Below are 18,143 nucleotides of genomic sequence, written 5' to 3'. Positions count from 1 at the left end.
CGTGTCGAGGGCTGAAAGCCTGATTCCAGGTGGTTCGGCCCCCAATGACCCAACGGTCACCGGCGCGAGTATATCACTGCACCCGGCCATTACTACGGTAGTCGTGTGACGGCTGTGCAGGGTTCCAGGCGGTGGCGGCGGCCTGAGGATCTCTGAAACGACAGTGCAAAAACCGGCCAGCCCTTGTGGTACGGGGCCTGCGGCAACCTGTCGCAGGTGATTGGAGACCATGCGCTTGAGCTCATGGCCAGCCGGATTTCGACTAAAGGCGCATTCGCGGCGCGGACGGTTCTCGCGTGTATCGGGTGTCTATATAGCCACATGGCTCACAGGGACACCCGACAGGCCTATATGACAGCCTATATAAAGAGCACGAAAAAAGCCGGCCAACCCTGAACGGATTGACCGGCTTCTCGAATCTTCGCGCTTGAACGGTCCGGCTCAGGCGTGATTTATTGCGCTATGCGTGCTGCTTCTCGACGTGTCGCTCGGGCTGGAGGGCTGCCTCATGCAGATCAACCACCGCTTTCGCGCTGATGTCTACGGCATGGAGACCCTTGGGGCCCTGAATGATCTCGAACTGAACGGGTTGTCCGGCTTTCAGCGTCTTATAGCCATCCATCTTGATCGCTGAATAATGTGCAAACAGGTCCTCGGACTTGCCGTCTTCAACGATGAAGCCATACCCCTTGGCGTTGTTAAACCACTTGACCTTACCGCTTAGCATAGTCACATCCCTCTGCAAAGGACTCCGATGGGGAGTATCATCACCTCTCATCCGCCGGACCTAAAAAATTTTGGTTGACTGCGCGGACCCTTTTTACCCAATGTGGGTTCTATTGTTTGTAACACTGATTGGCCGATAGTCAAGGCCAAGCGGCTGTCCAGTTGAAATCCGGTATCGCCGCCACCACTTATTTCAATCACGTCCTCTGTGAACCTTCTTTACCATGCATGCATTCAGCAAGATTCGACTAACATTCAATCAGGATGACCCGCAGCAGCCCCATGAGGACGATGCGTCGGGTATCGCTGTACAGGAAGCCAAGCCGACATTGCAGGTGCCGCCTATGTACAAGGTGGTTTTGTTCAACGATGACTACACCCCGATGGATTTCGTTGTCGAAGTACTTGAGGTGTTTTTCAACCTGAATCGTGAGCTGGCAACCAAGGTCATGCTGGCCGTCCATACAGAGGGACGGGCCGTTTGCGGATTGTTTACCCGCGACATCGCCGAGACCAAGGCTATGCAGGTCAACCAGTACGCCAGGGAAAGCCAGCATCCGCTACTCTGTGAAATCGAGAAGGACGGTTAACGCCGGACACTTGGGTATGAGGTGAAGCTATGTTAAACCGTGAGCTCGAAGTCACCCTCAATTTGGCTTTCAAAGAGGCCCGCTCCAAACGTCATGAATTCATGACCGTAGAGCACCTCCTGCTGGCCCTATTGGACAATGAGGCTGCCGCCACCGTACTGCGTGCCTGCGGCGCAAACCTCGACAAACTCAAACACGACCTGCAGGAGTTCATCGACTCCACCACGCCGCTGATCCCCGTGCATGACGAGGACCGCGAGACCCAACCTACACTCGGCTTCCAACGCGTGCTGCAACGTGCGGTTTTTCACGTGCAGAGCTCCGGCAAGCGTGAAGTCACGGGCGCCAACGTGCTGGTGGCCATTTTCAGCGAGCAGGAAAGCCAGGCAGTGTTTCTGCTCAAGCAGCAGAGCGTTGCCCGTATCGATGTCGTCAACTACATCGCCCACGGTATCTCCAAGGTGCCGGGGCATGGCGATCAATCTGAAGGTGAGCAAGATATGCAGGATGACGAGGGCGGTGAGTCTTCTTCCTCAGGCAATCCTCTGGATGCCTATGCGAGCAACCTGAATGAGCTGGCCCGTCAAGGCCGCATCGATCCGCTGGTAGGGCGCGAGATGGAAGTCGAGCGCGTCGCTCAGATTCTCGCGCGGCGCCGCAAGAACAACCCGCTGTTGGTGGGCGAGGCCGGTGTGGGCAAAACAGCCATCGCCGAAGGCCTGGCCAAGCGCATCGTCGACAATCAGGTCCCGGACCTGCTGGCGAACAGCGTCGTGTATTCCCTGGACTTGGGCGCATTGCTCGCGGGGACCAAATACCGCGGCGATTTCGAGAAGCGCTTCAAGGCGCTGCTCGGTGAGTTGAAGAAGCGCCCGCACGCGATCCTGTTCATCGACGAAATCCACACCATCATCGGCGCCGGTGCTGCGTCCGGTGGCGTGATGGACGCATCCAACCTGCTCAAGCCGCTGCTGTCGTCGGGTGATATCCGTTGCATTGGTTCGACCACGTTCCAGGAATTCCGCGGCATCTTTGAAAAGGACCGTGCGCTGGCCCGTCGCTTCCAGAAAGTCGACGTGTCCGAGCCGTCTGTTGAAGACACCATCGGCATCCTACGTGGCCTGAAAGGGCGTTTCGAACAGCATCACAATATCGAATACAGCGATGAAGCCCTGCGCGCCGCTGCCGAGCTGGCATCGCGCTACATCAATGACCGTCACATGCCCGACAAGGCCATTGACGTGATTGATGAGGCGGGCGCCTATCAACGGCTGCAACCGGTGGAGATGCGCGTCAAGCGTATTGAAGTGCCACAGGTTGAAGACATCGTCGCGAAGATCGCGCGGATTCCGCCAAAGCACGTCAACAGCTCCGACAAAGAGCTGCTGCGTAACCTGGAGCGCGACCTGAAGTTGACGGTGTTTGGTCAGGACGCGGCCATCGACTCGCTGTCCACCGCGATCAAGTTGTCGCGTGCGGGGCTCAAGTCGCCGGACAAGCCTGTCGGTTCGTTCCTGTTTGCAGGCCCGACCGGGGTCGGCAAGACCGAAGCGGCGCGTCAGTTGGCCAAGGCGCTGGGCATCGAGCTGGTTCGTTTCGACATGTCCGAGTACATGGAGCGCCACACCGTATCGCGTCTGATCGGTGCGCCGCCGGGCTATGTGGGCTTTGATCAAGGCGGTCTGCTGACCGAGGCGGTCACCAAGCAACCGCATTGCGTGCTGCTGCTCGATGAAATCGAAAAGGCGCATCCTGAAGTCTTCAACCTGCTGCTGCAGGTCATGGACCACGGTACGCTGACCGACAACAACGGCCGCAAGGCGGATTTCCGCAATGTGATCGTGATCATGACCACCAACGCCGGTGCTGAAACGGCGGCGCGTGCTTCGATCGGTTTCACCCATCAGGATCACTCTTCTGATGCGATGGAAGTGATCAAGAAGAGCTTCACGCCGGAATTCCGCAACCGTCTGGACACCATCATTCAATTTGGTCGCCTCAGCCATGAGGTCATCAAAAGCGTGGTGGACAAGTTCCTCACCGAACTTCAGGCGCAGCTGGAAGACAAGCGCGTGCTGCTGGAGGTGACCGATGCGGCGAGGAGTTATCTGGCCGAGGGTGGTTACGACGCGGCAATGGGTGCACGTCCGATGGCGCGTTTGATCCAGGACAAGATCAAGCGTCCCCTGGCCGAAGAGATCCTGTTTGGCGAGTTGTCCGAGCATGGCGGTGTTGTACACATCGACTTCAAGGACGGCGAGATCACCTTCGACTACGAGACCACGGCCGAAATGGCTTGACGTTTTGGACTGCGACACACTCAAAAGGCGCCGGTTGGCGCCTTTTTTGTTGGTGGATGGTCGTGGTTCGTGGCGGATGATGCTACGTAGAATCCGTAGAATCCGTAGAATCCGTAGGAGCCGGCTTGCTGGCGAAAGCGGTGAGTCAGGCATGGGTGTGTCGACTGGCACAACGCATTCGCCAGCAAGCCGGCTCCCACGCAATAGCGACGCTGCAACAATGGCCAGCCTTCAATCAGAAGCCGGGGTGAAAACCCCGCGCACACAAAAACGCCCGGCATGTGCCGGGCGTTTTTGTTAAGACCTGTTAGCGGGCGCGGTAAGTAATGCGCCCTTTGCTCAAGTCGTAGGGCGTCAGCTCAACGCGGACCTTGTCGCCGGTAAGAATGCGGATGTAGTTCTTGCGCATCTTGCCGGAGATGTGCGCGGTTACGACGTGCCCATTTTCCAACTCCACACGGAACATGGTGTTGGGCAGGGTGTCGACGACAGTGCCTTCCATTTCGAAGCTGTCTTCTTTCGACATGCAGTAAAGCCCTCGGTATCCAATGAATGGCCCGGTGCAAACGGCAGCCAGGCAAAAGCGGGCTGCATTGTGCCCGAAAACTGAGGTTTAAGCCAAGGGCTTCAGTAAAGAGTGACCCATCTTTGATTGGTAAGGAGCTCAATGGGGCGATATTGGGTCTTGTAGTTCATCTTTTTGCAGTTCTTTATCCAGTAGCCGAGGTACACCGCGTGCAACTGCATGCGCGCGGCTTCGGCGATCTGCCAGAGGATTGCGTAGCGTCCCAGGCTGCGGCGCTCCTGCGCGGGCTCGTAGAAGGTGTAAACGGCAGACAGCCCGTTGGGCAGCAAATCGGTAACGGCAACGGCGAGCAGCTGGCCGTCCAGTCGGAATTCGTAAAAACGTGAAAACGGAAGATCCCGCACCAGAAAGGTCGAGAACTGATCGCGGCTAGGGGGGAACATGTCACCGTCGGCGTGGCGCTGCTCAATGTAGCGCTGGTACAGGTCGAAGTACTCCTCACTGAAATGCGGCTTGGTGCTCGTCACTTCGAGGTCGGCGTTGCGTTTGAAAATACGTTTCTGCTGACGATCAGGCTCAAACAGCCCCACTGGAATGCGCGCAGGCACGCAAGCACTGCAGTTCTGGCAATGCGGACGGTAAAGATGATCGCCACTGCGGCGAAACCCCATGTCCGAGAGATCGGCGTAGACCTGGACGTCCATCGGCTGGCTGGGATCGAGGAACAGCGTGGTGGCTTGTTCCTCGGGCAGGTAGCTACAGGAGTGGGGTTGAGTGGCATAGAACTTAAGCCGCGCCAGCTCGGTCATGATCAACCCTCGAGAAAACTATAGACATCAGTGTATGCCAGGCCAATCAAACTCGCCTAGGCGACCAAGCGGCGCAGTGGCTCGCATCGAGATGATTATTCAGATAGTCGGCAAAGGCCTGACGCGTAATCGAGCGCGCACCAAGGCTTAGCAGGTGCTGCGTAGGCATCTGGCAGTCAATCAGAACAAAACCTGATTGTTTCAAGTATTCGACCAACGTCGCGAAACCGACCTTGGAGGCGTTGTCGGCGCGGCTGAACATCGACTCGCCGAAAAACAGCTGGCCCATGGCCAATCCGTACAATCCGCCGACCAGCGCGTCGCCGTCCCAGACTTCGACGCTGTGGGCGAAGCCGCGCGCATGCAATTCGATGTAGGCCGCCTGCATGGAACCGGTGATCCACGTGCCGTCGGTATAATCCCGGGGCTGCGCGCAGGCCTGGATGACCGCTGCGAAGTCCTGATCAAACGTGACCCGATAGCGCCCCTGCCGCAACAACTTTGCCAAGCTGCGCGACACGTGGAGCTCATCCGGGAAGAGCACGGTGCGCGGGTCCGGCGACCACCAGAGAATCGGCTGGCCCTGTTGATACCAGGGGAAACAGCCGTGGCGGTACGCGGCAATCAAACGATCCGCAGACAAATCGCCGCCGCCCGCCAGCAGTCCGTTGGGCTCGCGCATGGCTTTTTCCAGCGGCGGGAATTCCAGGGTGTCGCGTTGTAACCAGGTCAGCATGGCATCCAGACTTTACGAGAGGGGAGGGGAGTCAACGCCGGCTTGCAACTCCGTACTGCAACCGTGGTCACAGCCGCTTGATCGCGCCGGTGTGTGCGACCGCGGCGTCTTCATTCGGGCATGGCCTTTTGACAGTTCTACGGAGCTGGAAAAACATGTCATAAGCCTTTGTCGGCAAAGAAAATGGTTGCTCCAGTTACCCGCCGCCTTCGAAGCTTGAAGATCGGCAAGGGACGCGCCAGACTAACGTAGCGCGCGGCGCGCAAATCCGTACAATACCGATGTTGTTTAACCTCATTTCAAGTCACCTGTCGAGCGTGGGTTATCGCCGTCGTGATTTTCACGGTCGTCAGGACAGTTGCTGTCAATTCGTCAGGCAGTCATACACAGTCAATCATCAGATGTTCGCGCTTGCGCGCAGGAATTGAAGCGTTTTGAAGAAATCCACCGTAGCACCCACTCCCGTTCCGCTTTGGCGGCAGCACTTGCACTACCGGCTCAAGGAAGGCGCACTGATCGCTTTTGGCGCCTTGTGTCTGTATCTCATCATGGCGCTGCTGACCTACGACCAGGGCGATCCAGGCTGGAGCCACACCAGCAGCTCGGCCCAGGTGCAGAATGCCGCAGGCCGTGCGGGCGCGTATTCGGCCGACATCCTGTTCATGGTCCTCGGTTACTTCGCGTATATCTTCCCGTTGCTGTTGGGGGTCAAGACGTATCAGATTTTCCGTCACCGCCATGAGCCGTGGCAGTGGAGCGGCTGGCTCTTCTCCTGGCGCACGATCGGTCTGGTGTTCCTGGTGCTCGCGGGCGCTTCGCTGGCGCACCTGCACTTTCATTCGGCGGCGGGCCTGCCGGGTTCGGCCGGTGGCGTGCTGGGCGAAGTGCTGGGCGATCTGGCCAAACGGGCGCTGAATGTGCAGGGCAGCACACTCCTGTTCATCGCGCTGTTCCTCTTCGGCCTGACCGTGTTCACCGATTTGTCCTGGTTCAAGGTCATGGACACCACCGGCAAGATCACGCTCGACCTGATGGAATTGTTCCAGGGCGCGCTCAACCGCTGGTGGACAGCGCGCAATGAGCGCAAGCAAATGGTCGCTCAGTTGCGCGAAGTCGACATGCGCGTCGACGAGGTGGTCGCTCCGATTGCCCCGGATCGACGCGAGCAGGCCAAAGCCAGAGAACGCATCATCGAGCGCGATCAGGCGTTGACCGAACACATGGCCGCCCGCGAGAAGCACGTGCCAGCCGTCATCGCGCCGGCGCCTGCACGCTTGCCAGAGCCGAGCAAGCGCGTACAGAAGGAGAAACAGGCGCCGTTGTTCGTCGACAGCGCCGTGGAAGGGACCTTGCCGCCGATCTCGATCCTCGACCCGGCAGAGAAAAAACAGCTCAACTATTCCCCGGAGTCGCTGGCAGCGGTGGGTCACCTGCTGGAAATCAAGCTCAAGGAATTCGGGGTCGAGGTATCGGTGGACTCGATCCACCCCGGCCCGGTGATCACCCGTTACGAAATTCAACCGGCTGCGGGCGTCAAGGTCAGCCGCATTTCCAACCTGGCGAAAGACCTGGCCCGCTCACTGGCGGTGACCAGCGTGCGTGTGGTCGAGGTCATTCCTGGCAAGACCACGGTCGGCATCGAAATTCCCAACGAGGATCGCCAGATCGTGCGCTTCTCCGAGGTCCTGTCGACGCCGGAATATGACGACGCCAAATCGCCGGTCACCCTGGCGCTGGGCCATGACATCGGCGGCAAGCCGGTCATCACCGACCTTGCAAAAATGCCGCACCTGCTGGTCGCCGGTACCACCGGTTCCGGTAAGTCGGTGGGCGTGAACGCCATGATCCTCTCGATCCTGTTCAAGTCCGGGCCGGATGACGCCAAGCTGATCATGATTGACCCGAAAATGCTCGAGCTCTCGATCTACGAGGGTATCCCGCATTTGCTGTGCCCGGTCGTGACCGACATGAAGGACGCCGCCAACGCCTTGCGCTGGTCGGTGGCCGAGATGGAGCGCCGCTACAAACTGATGGCCAAGATGGGCGTGCGTAACCTGTCGGGCTTCAATCAGAAGGTGCGCGAAGCGGAGGAAGCCGGCACGCCGCTTTCCGACCCGCTGTATCACCGCGAGAGCATTCACGACGAGGCGCCACTGCTGACCAAGCTGCCAACCATCGTGGTGGTGGTCGACGAGTTCGCCGACATGATGATGATCGTCGGCAAGAAGGTCGAAGAGCTCATTGCCCGTATCGCCCAGAAGGCGCGGGCGGCGGGTATCCACCTGATCCTCGCGACCCAGCGCCCTTCGGTGGACGTGATCACCGGCCTGATCAAGGCAAACATCCCGACGCGCATGGCGTTCCAGGTGTCGAGCAAGATCGACTCGCGCACCATCATCGACCAGGGCGGCGCCGAGCAACTGCTCGGTCACGGCGACATGCTCTACATGCCGCCAGGCACCAGCCTGCCGATTCGTGTGCATGGCGCGTTCGTGTCGGACGATGAGGTTCACCGCGTAGTCGAGGCGTGGAAGCTGCGCGGCACGCCGAACTACAACGAAGACATCCTGGCCGGCGTCGAAGAGCCGGGTAGCGGTTTTGAAGGTGGCGGTGGCGGCGGTGATGGGGAAGACAGCGAAAGCGATGCGCTGTACGACGAGGCCGTGAAGTTCGTGCTGGAAAGCCGACGCGCTTCGATCTCCGCGGTGCAGCGCAAGCTGAAGATCGGCTACAACCGTGCCGCGCGCATGATCGAAACCATGGAAAACGCCGGCGTCGTGACGCCCATGAACACCAACGGCTCGCGTGAAGTGATTGCGCCAGCCCCGATGCGTGACTGACACTTCAACGTCATGCGTAACCGGGCGGCGTCACTGCGGCGGCGTCCGGCTTCAACCACACTCAATGAGGAATCCCATGCGTCTTATCCGCATGCTGTTGGTATCTGCACTGGCTTTTTCTGCTCTTTCGGCCCACGCCGACAGCAAGGACGTGGCGCGCCTGACCCAACTGCTGGAAAACTCGAAAACCCTGAGCGGGCGTTTCTCCCAGCTGACCCTCGACGGGGGCGGCACCCAGCTGCAGGAGACCACGGGTGAAATGACCCTGCAGCGCCCGGGCCTGTTCTACTGGCACACCGACGCGCCGCAGGAACAATTGATGGTCTCCGACGGCAAGAAGGTCTCCCTGTGGGACCCTGACCTGGAGCAGGTCACCATCAAGACCCTCGACCAGCGTCTGACCCAGACCCCGGCGCTGCTGTTGTCCGGCGACGTGTCGAAAATCAGCGAGAGCTTCGACATCACGGCCAAGGAAGCCGGTGGCGTGATCGACTTCGTGCTCAAGCCCAAGTCCAAAGACACCTTGTTCGATAGCCTGCGCCTGTCGTTTCGCAACGGCATGATCAACGACATGCAGTTGATCGACAGCGTCGGCCAGCGCACCAATATCCTGTTCACCGGCGTCAAGGCCAACGAGCCTGTCGCGGCGAGCAAATTCCAGTTCCAGATCCCGAAAGGCGCTGACGTCATTCAGGAATAAAAGGGGTTCACCTGTTTCATGGACCTGTTCAGCAGTGAACCGATCGCGCAACCGTTGGCCGCCCGCCTGCGAGCGACCAACCTGGACGAGTACGTCGGCCAGCAGCACCTGCTCGCCCACGGCAAGCCACTGCGTGAAGCGCTGGAGCAGGGCGCGCTGCATTCGATGATCTTCTGGGGACCGCCCGGCGTGGGCAAAACCACGCTGGCGCGGCTGCTGGCGAAAGTCTCGGATGCGCATTTCGAGACGGTGTCAGCGGTGCTGGCTGGGGTCAAAGAGATCCGTCAGGCGGTAGAGATCGCCAAGCAGCAGGCGGGTCAGTACGGCCGCCGCACCATTCTGTTTGTCGACGAAGTGCACCGCTTCAACAAGTCGCAGCAGGATGCCTTTCTGCCCTACGTCGAAGACGGCACGCTGATCTTCATCGGCGCCACCACCGAAAATCCATCCTTCGAACTCAACAACGCGCTGCTTTCCCGTGCGCGGGTCTATGTGCTGAAGAGCCTGGACGAAGCCGCGCTGCGCCAATTGGTCAACCGTGCGCTGAGTGAAGAGCGCGGTCTTGGCAACCGGCACCTGACGCTGGGTGACGAGGCGTTCAAGACACTGTTGGCGGCGGCGGATGGCGACGGTCGGCGGATGCTCAATCTGCTGGAAAACGCCTCGGACCTGGCCGAAGACGGCAGCGAAATCGATCCCGAACTGCTGCAAAGCCTGCTCGGGGACAGCCGCCGTCGCTTCGACAAGGGCGGCGAAGCGTTCTACGACCAGATTTCCGCGCTGCACAAATCCATTCGTGGTTCCAACCCGGACGCTGCGTTGTACTGGTTTGCGCGGATGATCGATGGCGGCTGTGATCCGCTGTATCTGGCCCGGCGCGTGGTGCGCATGGCCAGCGAAGACATCGGTAACGCCGACCCGCGCGCCCTGCCGCTGTGCATGTCGGCGTGGGATGTGCAGGAACGCCTCGGCAGCCCGGAAGGCGAGTTGGCCGTGGCCCAGGCCATTGTCTACCTGGCCTGCGCGCCCAAGAGCAACGCCGTCTACATGGGGTTCAAAATGGCCATGCGCGAGGCCACCGAGCACGGGTCGCTGGAAGTCCCGCTGCACCTGCGCAACGCGCCGACCAAGCTGATGAAACAGCTTGGCTATGGTGAAGAATACCGCTACGCCCATGACGAACCGGACGCTTACGCGGCGGGTGAGGACTATTTCCCCGATGAGCTCGAACCGCGCCAGTACTACCAGCCGGTTCCCCGTGGCCTTGAGCTGAAGATCGGCGAGAAGCTCAAACACCTGTCCGCGCTCGACCGCGCCAGCCCCCGCCAGCGGAGAAAATAATGATTCAGTTGATTCTTGCCGTGTCCGCGGGTGGCGTGGCTGGTACATTACTGCGCTTCGCCACGGCTAATGTGGTGGCGGCGAACTGGCCGCGCTTTTTTTACACGGCAACGCTTGCGGTAAATCTGGTGGGCTGCCTGTTGATCGGTCTGCTCTACGGGCTGTTCCTGATCCGCCCGGAAGTCCCGATCGAACTGCGCGCCGGCCTGATGGTTGGATTCCTCGGTGGTTTGACGACCTTTTCGTCCTTCTCACTGGACACGATTCGTCTGCTTGAAAGCGGCCAGGCGCCTCTGGCCATTGGCTACGCTCTCATCAGCGTACTGGGCGGGCTGCTCGCGACGTGGGCTGGCCTGTCTTTGACCCGAATTTAATAAACGAGAGACCGATATGCTCGACTCCAAACTGTTACGTACCCAACTTCAGGACGTAGCGGATCGCCTGGCTTCCCGTGGTTTCACACTGGACGTGGCCCGCATCGAAGCGCTGGAAGCCCAGCGCAAGACGGTGCAGACCCGCACTGAACAGCTTCAGGCCGAGCGTAACGCCCGTTCCAAATCCATCGGGCAAGCCAAACAGCGCGGCGAAGACATCGCGCCGTTGATGGCGGATATCGATCGGATGGCCGAAGAACTGAGCACGGGCAAAAAAGAGCTGGACGCCATTCAGTCCGAACTCGATGCCATGGCTCTGAGCATGCCGAACCTGCCCCACGCGTCGGTGCCGGTCGGCGCGGATGAAGAGCAGAACGTAGAGGTGCGCACCTGGGGCACGCCAGCGTCGTTCGACTTTGCCGTTCAAGACCATGTTGCCCTGGGCGAGAAGTTCGGCTGGCTGGATTTCGAAACCGCCGCCAAGCTGTCCGGCGCCCGTTTCGCCTTGTTGCGTGGCCCGATTGCGCGTCTGCACCGTGCGCTGGCGCAGTTCATGATTACGCTGCACATCAACGAACATGGGTACGAAGAAACCTACACGCCTTATCTGGTGCAGGCGCCTGCGCTGCAAGGCACCGGCCAGTTGCCGAAGTTCGAAGAGGACCTGTTCAAGATCTCCCGCGAAGGCGAGGCCGATCTGTACCTGATCCCGACTGCTGAAGTGTCGCTGACCAACATCGTTTCCGGTGAAATCCTCGACGCCAAACAGCTGCCGTTGAAGTTCGTTGCCCACACCCCGTGCTTCCGCAGCGAAGCCGGCGCGTCCGGCCGTGATACGCGCGGCATGATCCGTCAGCATCAGTTCGACAAGGTCGAGATGGTGCAGATCGTCGAGCCGGAAAAGTCCATGGAAGCGCTGGAGAGCCTGACCGGCAACGCCGAGCGCGTCCTGCAATTGCTCGAATTGCCGTACCGCGTACTGGCGCTGTGCACCGGTGACATGGGTTTCAGTGCGGTGAAGACCTACGACCTGGAAGTGTGGATTCCGAGCCAGGACAAATACCGTGAAATCTCGTCGTGCTCCAACTGCGGCGACTTCCAGGCCCGTCGCATGCAGGCTCGCTGGCGCAACCCGGAAACCGGCAAGCCGGAGCTTGTTCACACGCTGAACGGTTCGGGTCTGGCGGTGGGTCGCACCCTGGTGGCGGTGCTGGAAAACTACCAGCAGGCCGACGGTTCGATTCGCGTGCCGGACGTTCTCAAGCCATGGATGGGCGGCATCGAGGTCATCGGCTAAATGGAATTTCTGCCGCTGTTCCATAACCTTCGGGGCGCTCGGGTGCTGGTGGTGGGCGGCGGCGAGATTGCCTTGCGCAAATCTCGCCTGCTGGCCGATTCCGGGGCGGTCTTGCGCGTGGTTGCTCCCGAGATCGGAGCGGAGGTGCGCGAGCTGATCGAGCGCAGCGGCGGCGAACAGATTCTGCGCGGCTACACCGAGTCGGACCTGAACGGTTGCGTGCTGATCATCGCCGCCACCGACGATGAGCCGCTCAACGCGCAGGTGTCAGCCGATGCACGCCAGCGCGGCGTGCCGGTCAACGTCGTGGATGCACCGGCGCTGTGCAGCGTGATCTTCCCGGCAATCGTTGACCGGTCGCCGCTGGTGATAGCGGTGTCCAGCGGCGGCGATGCGCCAGTGCTGGCCCGTCTGATCCGCGCCAAGCTGGAAACCTGGATTCCGCCGACTTATGGGCATCTGGCCGGTCTGGCTGCACGCTTTCGTCATCAGGTGAAGGGGCTGTTCCCCAATGTTCAGCAGCGCCGGGCGTTCTGGGAAGACGTGTTCCAGGGCCCTATCGCTGACCGGCAGCTGGCCGGGCAGGGCGCCGAAGCCGAGCGGCTGTTGCAAGCGAAGATCGACGGCGATGCGCCGGCCGCGACCGGTGAGGTCTACCTCGTGGGCGCGGGCCCGGGCGATCCTGATTTGCTGACCTTCCGTGCGTTGCGCCTGATGCAGCAAGCGGACGTGGTGCTTTATGACCGACTGGTGGCGCCGGCGATTCTGGATCTGTGCCGTCGCGATGCCGACCGTGTCTACGTCGGCAAACAGCGCGCCGATCACGCCTTGCCCCAGGATCAGATCAACAAGCAGTTGGTGGAACTGGCCAAACAGGGCAAACGCGTGGTGCGGCTCAAGGGTGGCGATCCGTTCATCTTCGGCCGTGGCGGCGAGGAAATCGAAGAGCTGGCCGCCCACGGCATTCCTTTCCAGGTCGTGCCCGGCATTACCGCAGCGAGTGGTTGCGCGGCCTACGCCGGCATTCCGCTGACCCATCGCGACCACGCACAGTCCGTGCGTTTCGTGACGGGCCACCTGAAAAACAACACCACTGATCTGCCGTGGAAAGATCTGGTCTCGCCGTCGCAGACGCTGGTCTTCTACATGGGTCTGATCGGGCTGCCTATCATCTGTGACGAGCTGATCAAGCACGGCCGCTCCGCCGATACACCGGCTGCGCTGATCCAGCAGGGCACCACCGTCAACCAACGCGTCTTCACGGGCACATTGGCCAACCTGCCGCAATTGGTTGCGGAGCATGAGGTTCATGCGCCGACTCTGGTGATTGTGGGCGAGGTGGTGACACTGCGGGACAAGCTGGCGTGGTTTGAAGGGGCGCAAGCGGGCGTTTAAGCCCACCGCGCTTGTGCGATGGCTCACCCCGCCATGGCTGTACGGTGGATGCTCAGGCGGCATCCACGCGCACCGCAAACCCGTCAGCCGTTCTGCAAGATCCCTTTGCCGCTCAACCGTCGGCGATCATGCTCGCCGCTGAAATCCTGCTGCGGCCCCTTTGGCACGACGCCGGTCGGGTTGATCGTGGCGTGGCTCGCGTAGTAGTGATGCTTGATGTGCACGAAGTCCACGGTGTCCGCGACGCCGGGCAGCTGATACATCTCGCGCACCCAGTTGCTCAGGTTCGCGTAATCGGCAATACGCCGCAGGTTGCACTTGAAATGGCCGTGGTACACCGCGTCAAAGCGAATCAGCGTGGTGAACAGGCGAACGTCAGCCTCGGTCAGGTATTCACCCGCCAGGTAACGGTTGTTGTCCAGCAGGCCTTCCAGTGCATCGAGCTCGGCGAACACCTCGTCGAAGGCCTCTTCGTACGCGCCTTGTGACGTCGCGAAACCGGCACGGTAAACACCGTTGTTCACTGCCGCGTAAATACGGTCGTTCAACCGGTTAATTTCGTCGCGCAGCGGCGCCGGGTACAGATCCAGACGGTTGCCCGTCAGTTCGTCGAACGCGCCGTTGAACATCCGGATGATTTCCGACGATTCATTGCTGACAATGCGATTCAGCTCTTTGTCCCACAGCACCGGCACCGTCACACGGCCGGTGTAGTCGGCGGTGTCGGCGAGGTAGCGCTGGTACATGAACGTATGGCCATCCAGCGCGTCGCCGCTGGAGCCGGTCTGCTTGTCGAACGTCCAGCCGTTTTCACGCATCAGCCAGCTGACCACGGACACGTCGATCAGGCCTTGCAGGCCCTTGAGCTTGCGGACGATGAGCGTGCGATGGGCCCACGGGCAGGCCAGCGAAACGTACAAGTGGTAGCGACCGGCTTGCGCCTTGAAGCCGCCTTCCCCGGACGGGCCTGGACGACCATCGGCTGTGACCCAGTTGCGACGCTTGGCCTGCTCACGCTGAAACGCGCCGTCTTTGCTGCTTTCGTACCACTGGTCTTGCCAGCGCCCTTCCACGAGAAGGCCCATGTCTGACTCCAAATTGAGGTGTACCGAAGTACGTTGGAGATCAGTCTAAAGGCAATCGTTCGAACGAATGGCGCAAAGACTCGGCAGTTCCTATCGACTAAATCGATTTGTTGCGGTTAGCCCAATACTCCTCCGCCTGTGCGAAGGCTTCAGCCCGCGGCATCCCGAGGCCTCTCAGCGCCAGCGCCATGGTCGCAATCAGCGCCAGTTGCGGGTAGCTGTCTTCGATCTCGCCTTTCCAGATGCCCACCAACTGCTGTGGGTCGAGGGTGGCCGGCTTCACGTGGCGCCGATCCGACAATGCCGGCCATTCCTCGTCCCACGGCTGTCCGTTCGTGGTGCCATACAGGTGGCTGAGGGTGTCCGGATTGATCTCCACCTCGCCGCCGTCGCCCTTGATCACAATCGCGTGGTCGCCAAGCAAACTGCTGGCATCGCGGTGAACGCCCTGGTAGCCGGGATGGAAAATGCTTTGCAGCCCGCACCGCGCGCTCAGTGGATTGAGGATGCGCGCCAGCGAGTGGATCGGCGAGCGCAAACCCAGCGTGTTACGCAGGTCGATCATGCGCTGCAGCTGTGGCGCCCAGTCACCCAACGGGAAGAACGCAATGTTCTGCTGCTCCAGCGCCTGGCCCACCGTCTGCCAGGTGCGGCACAGCGGAATCCCCAATAATTCCAGCAGTTGCTCGCTGTACAGGCGGCCGGCGGTGTGCGCGCCGCCGCCGTGCATCAATACGCGCACGCCGTTTTGTGCAAGGCACTTGGCAGCCAGCAGGTACCACGGCAGATGGCGTTTTTTGCCGGCGTAGGTCGGCCAGTCGATGTCCACCGCCAGCGCCGGCGCGTGCAGGCGTTCGCGTACCGCTTCGGTGAAACCCGCGAGCTCGTCCGGGCTTTCTTCCTTGTGCCGCAGCAGCATCAGAAACGCGCCGAGCTGGGTGTCTTCGACTTTCTCATCGAGCACCATGCCCATGGCTTCCCGGGCTTCGGCACGGGTCATGTTGCGCGCGCCGCGCTTGCCCTTGCCGAGAATACGAACGAAGGGCGCGAACGGGTGCTCGGCAGGGGTTTCGGTGACGAGGGGGGCGAAGTCGTTCATAGGCAATTAGTCGGCTTGGGCAGGCCCGCCAGCTTGGCGGCAAGTTTGGCGGGAGTGCCGTTGAACAGGCGATTCAGGTGCAAGCTGTTGCCCTTGTCAGCGCCCAGTTTCAGCGCGGTGTATTTGACCAGCGGCCGGGTGGCCGGGGACAGCTGAAACTCGGCGTAGAACGCGCGCAGCAGTTCCAGAATTTCCCAGTGCTCGGGGGTGAGGGCGATGTCTTCCTCAATGGCCAGGGCTTCGGCAACCTGGCTCGACCAGTCATGCAGGTCTTCAAGATAGCCGTCTTTGTCCAGCTCGATGCTGCGCCCGTCAACGATGAGTTGTTTCATAGCCACGTGTTGACCTTGTCGAATTGCACCGACAGCGCAACGAACCCCACGTAGTCGACGCCTTGGGCCCATTCAGGCAGCGTGATGTTTCTCGCCGATGCGTCTTCATCAAGCACGAAGAGCTGCACGCTGGCGGCTTTGGCACTGAGCGAGTTTGCGACGGCGGTGTTTGCGCTCAATGCATAGGTCGCATCGCCGCACAGCAGGATCGCGTCTTCGCGGCCAAGCACGCGCAGGCAACTGCTCAGGCGCGAGTCGGTGAAAGGAGAGTGCGAGAGGACGTGCAAAGTAGCCATCAGATCGTAATCACCTGGTCGTAACGGTCAATAAGCGCGGCGATGTGCGCGTCATCCAGCACCTGAAGCGGTTCGACGCTCAGCCCGGTCGATGGCATGCCTCGCTCACTCAGGCTGGTGCCACAGGCAAACAGGTCCTCCACACCGAACATCGACAACGCCTGAAGGTTGGCGGTCAGGTCTTTCTGCTGCACCTGACTGGCGTTCTGCGCCTTGGCCAGCTGCAGTACGCCGTCGTCCATGAACAGCATGGCCACCGGCAGGTCGAAGGCGCCGCCAGCCAGGGCAATGTCCAGCGCCTCCCGGGCGTCCGGTCCGGACCAGGGTGCCTGACGGCTGATAATCAACAATGACTTCGCCACGTCACGGCCCTCCAAAGCAGATCAGGCGGTCGGCAGACTGCACCGCGTCGTGCAACTGGCCAAGACCCGACAGCTCCCATGGCGCCGGAAGGTTCGCCGCAGGTCGCGAGTAGCGCTCCGCTTCTTCAGCGTTCAACACGCCCCGTCGCAGGGCCGCGGCAATGCAAACCACGCCGTCAAGCTGGTGCCTGGTGATGAAATCACGCCATTGGGCAGCGGTGTCTGACTCGTCCTGAGGCGCTACGACGTTGCCGGACGCGCTGTGTACGCCGTCCTGGTAGAAGAACAGCCGCACGATTTCATGTCCCTGCGCCAACGCGGCGTTGGCGAAGAGCAAGGCACGCCGCGAGGACGGTGCGTGAGCGGGCGAATGCAGAGCGATGGCGAACTTCATGGGCGGCTCGGTTGGGCGCTGACAAGGAATATGGGCGCAATGATAAAGAATTCACGAACGCCGGACAGCAAAAAGCCCGCTGAAGCGGGCTTTTTGTTGAAGCAGGCAGACTGATCAGTCTTTGCTGCCCATGATGCCGAAGATCTGCAACAGGCTGATGAACAGGTTGTAGATCGATACATACAGGCTGATGGTCGCCATGATGTAGTTGCGCTCACCGCCCTGAATGATCGCGCTGGTCTGGAACAGAATGCAGACCGACGAGAACAGCACGAAGCCGGCGCTGATCGCCAGTTGCAGGCCGCTGATCTGGAAGAACATGCTGGCCAGCACTGCCGCGAGTAACACGAAGAAGCCTGCTGTGATGAAGCCGCCGAGGAAGCTCATGTCCTTGCGGGTGATCAGCACGTAAGCCGACAGACCACCGAACACCAGTGCGGTCATCGCGAACGCCGAGCCGACGACTTCAGCGCCGCCTTGCATGCCGAGGTAACGGTTGAGGATCGGGCCGAGGATGAACCCCATGAAACCTGTCAGTGCGAACGCCGAGACCAGGCCCCATGCCGAATCGCGCAATTTGTTGGTGAGGAAGAAAAGACCGTAGAAGCCGATCAGCACCACGAACACGTTCGGGTAGCGCACGTTCATCTGTTGGGCAACGAACGCCATGATGCCGCTGAAGGCGAGGGTGAGGGCCAGAAGCCCGTAAGTGTTGCGCAGGACGCGGCTAACCTCTAGCTGCTCGACCTGCACGCGGTTGTTGACTGCGTAATCCTGTTCGCGCATGGCGCTACTCCTGATAGTGAAAACAAAGGGTTTGAAACCTCAAGTTGCAAAGATCATAACAGAGGCGACGCAGCGCGCTAGCCACAGAGTTTGACAGCTTGTTTCATTACGGTATTATGGCGCCCGCAAAGCGACGGAGGGCACATAAAACCTTC

At 60.5% G+C, this 18,143-nt stretch carries 19 protein-coding genes; 8 read left to right on the top strand and 11 right to left on the bottom strand.

The annotated features are described in order from the left end of the window. Positions 1-460: 460 nt before the first annotated feature. Entirely contained in the window at positions 461-727 is a 267-nt protein-coding gene (gene cspD, locus VF672_RS17925) for a cold shock domain-containing protein CspD (RefSeq protein ID WP_331105897.1), read from the bottom strand. A gap of 223 nt (positions 728-950) precedes the next feature. Between cspD and clpS the strand changes: the two genes are divergently transcribed. Beyond that, entirely contained in the window at positions 951-1,316 is a 366-nt protein-coding gene (clpS, locus tag VF672_RS17920) for an ATP-dependent Clp protease adapter ClpS (protein ID WP_331105896.1), read from the top strand. Between the two features lie 29 nt (positions 1,317-1,345). After that, positions 1,346-3,616, top strand: coding sequence for an ATP-dependent Clp protease ATP-binding subunit ClpA (clpA, locus tag VF672_RS17915; RefSeq protein ID WP_331105895.1), 2,271 nt, complete (start codon positions 1,346-1,348; stop codon positions 3,614-3,616). 307 nt (positions 3,617-3,923) lie between these two features. Here the strand turns inward: clpA and infA are convergent, their stop codons facing one another. The 3 genes from infA to aat form a co-directional block, all read right to left on the bottom strand. Next, positions 3,924-4,142: a translation initiation factor IF-1 gene (infA, locus tag VF672_RS17910; protein WP_002553999.1), complete on the bottom strand. Its 219-nt coding sequence runs from the start codon at positions 4,140-4,142 to the stop codon at positions 3,924-3,926. A 101-nt stretch (positions 4,143-4,243) separates the two neighbouring features. Continuing rightward, the gene (locus VF672_RS17905; RefSeq protein WP_331105894.1) at positions 4,244-4,951 is read right to left on the bottom strand and encodes an arginyltransferase; all 708 of its coding nucleotides are present in this window, start codon (positions 4,949-4,951) and stop codon (positions 4,244-4,246) included. A gap of 46 nt (positions 4,952-4,997) precedes the next feature. Next, positions 4,998-5,687, bottom strand: coding sequence for a leucyl/phenylalanyl-tRNA--protein transferase (gene aat, locus VF672_RS17900; protein WP_331105893.1), 690 nt, complete (start codon positions 5,685-5,687; stop codon positions 4,998-5,000). 434 nt (positions 5,688-6,121) lie between these two features. Here aat and VF672_RS17895 point away from each other — a divergent pair, with 434 nt between their 5' ends. The 6 genes from VF672_RS17895 to cysG all read left to right on the top strand — a co-directional run bounded on the left by VF672_RS17895 (position 6,122) and on the right by cysG (position 13,634). Further along, the gene (locus tag VF672_RS17895) at positions 6,122-8,527 is read left to right on the top strand and encodes a DNA translocase FtsK (RefSeq protein WP_331105892.1); all 2,406 of its coding nucleotides are present in this window, start codon (positions 6,122-6,124) and stop codon (positions 8,525-8,527) included. Positions 8,528-8,603: 76 nt separating this feature from the next. Further along, positions 8,604-9,227: an outer membrane lipoprotein chaperone LolA gene (gene lolA, locus VF672_RS17890; protein WP_074891990.1), complete on the top strand. Its 624-nt coding sequence runs from the start codon at positions 8,604-8,606 to the stop codon at positions 9,225-9,227. Positions 9,228-9,245: 18 nt separating this feature from the next. Further along, complete coding sequence (locus VF672_RS17885) at positions 9,246-10,568, top strand: replication-associated recombination protein A (RefSeq protein ID WP_331105891.1); 1,323 nt, start codon at positions 9,246-9,248, stop codon at positions 10,566-10,568. Then, positions 10,568-10,942: a fluoride efflux transporter CrcB gene (gene crcB, locus VF672_RS17880; RefSeq protein ID WP_331105890.1), complete on the top strand. Its 375-nt coding sequence runs from the start codon at positions 10,568-10,570 to the stop codon at positions 10,940-10,942. The genes VF672_RS17885 and crcB overlap by 1 nt, the downstream gene beginning before the upstream one ends. A 16-nt stretch (positions 10,943-10,958) precedes the next feature. Further along, positions 10,959-12,239 (top strand): serine--tRNA ligase, encoded by a 1,281-nt coding sequence (gene serS / locus VF672_RS17875; RefSeq protein ID WP_331105889.1) that lies wholly within the window; start codon positions 10,959-10,961, stop codon positions 12,237-12,239. After that, positions 12,240-13,634: a siroheme synthase CysG gene (cysG, locus tag VF672_RS17870; protein WP_331105888.1), complete on the top strand. Its 1,395-nt coding sequence runs from the start codon at positions 12,240-12,242 to the stop codon at positions 13,632-13,634. It begins immediately after the preceding gene. A gap of 83 nt (positions 13,635-13,717) precedes the next feature. Here the strand turns inward: cysG and VF672_RS17865 are convergent, their stop codons facing one another. From VF672_RS17865 to VF672_RS17835, 7 genes are all read right to left on the bottom strand, one after another. After that, the gene (locus VF672_RS17865; RefSeq protein ID WP_331105887.1) at positions 13,718-14,719 is read right to left on the bottom strand and encodes a glutathione S-transferase family protein; all 1,002 of its coding nucleotides are present in this window, start codon (positions 14,717-14,719) and stop codon (positions 13,718-13,720) included. A 97-nt stretch (positions 14,720-14,816) separates the two neighbouring features. Beyond that, positions 14,817-15,818, bottom strand: coding sequence for a glycosyl transferase family protein (locus VF672_RS17860; RefSeq protein WP_331105886.1), 1,002 nt, complete (start codon positions 15,816-15,818; stop codon positions 14,817-14,819). Beyond that, a complete protein-coding gene (locus VF672_RS17855) occupies positions 15,815-16,150 on the bottom strand; it encodes a TusE/DsrC/DsvC family sulfur relay protein (RefSeq protein ID WP_331105885.1) in 336 nt (111 codons plus the stop codon). Before VF672_RS17855 ends, VF672_RS17860 begins: the two co-directional genes overlap by 4 nt. After that, positions 16,147-16,446 carry a sulfurtransferase complex subunit TusB gene (gene tusB / locus VF672_RS17850; protein ID WP_331105884.1) on the bottom strand — a complete coding sequence of 100 codons (300 nt, stop codon included), beginning with the start codon at positions 16,444-16,446 and terminating at the stop codon, positions 16,147-16,149. Before tusB ends, VF672_RS17855 begins: the two co-directional genes overlap by 4 nt. After that, positions 16,446-16,808 (bottom strand): sulfurtransferase complex subunit TusC, encoded by a 363-nt coding sequence (gene tusC / locus VF672_RS17845; protein ID WP_331105883.1) that lies wholly within the window; start codon positions 16,806-16,808, stop codon positions 16,446-16,448. The genes tusB and tusC overlap by 1 nt, the downstream gene beginning before the upstream one ends. Before the next feature lies 1 nt (position 16,809). Beyond that, positions 16,810-17,202, bottom strand: coding sequence for a sulfurtransferase complex subunit TusD (gene tusD, locus VF672_RS17840; RefSeq protein ID WP_331105882.1), 393 nt, complete (start codon positions 17,200-17,202; stop codon positions 16,810-16,812). Between the two features lie 114 nt (positions 17,203-17,316). Further along, positions 17,317-17,988 carry a Bax inhibitor-1/YccA family protein gene (locus VF672_RS17835; RefSeq protein WP_331105881.1) on the bottom strand — a complete coding sequence of 224 codons (672 nt, stop codon included), beginning with the start codon at positions 17,986-17,988 and terminating at the stop codon, positions 17,317-17,319. Positions 17,989-18,143 lie beyond the last annotated feature (155 nt).

Origin of the sequence: Pseudomonas sp. (genome assembly GCF_036387035.1) — a bacterium.
Lineage (GTDB): Bacteria > Pseudomonadota > Gammaproteobacteria > Pseudomonadales > Pseudomonadaceae > Aquipseudomonas.
The sequence above is the reverse complement of the archived record's forward strand: the minus strand, read 5'-3'. Positions and strand labels throughout refer to the sequence as shown.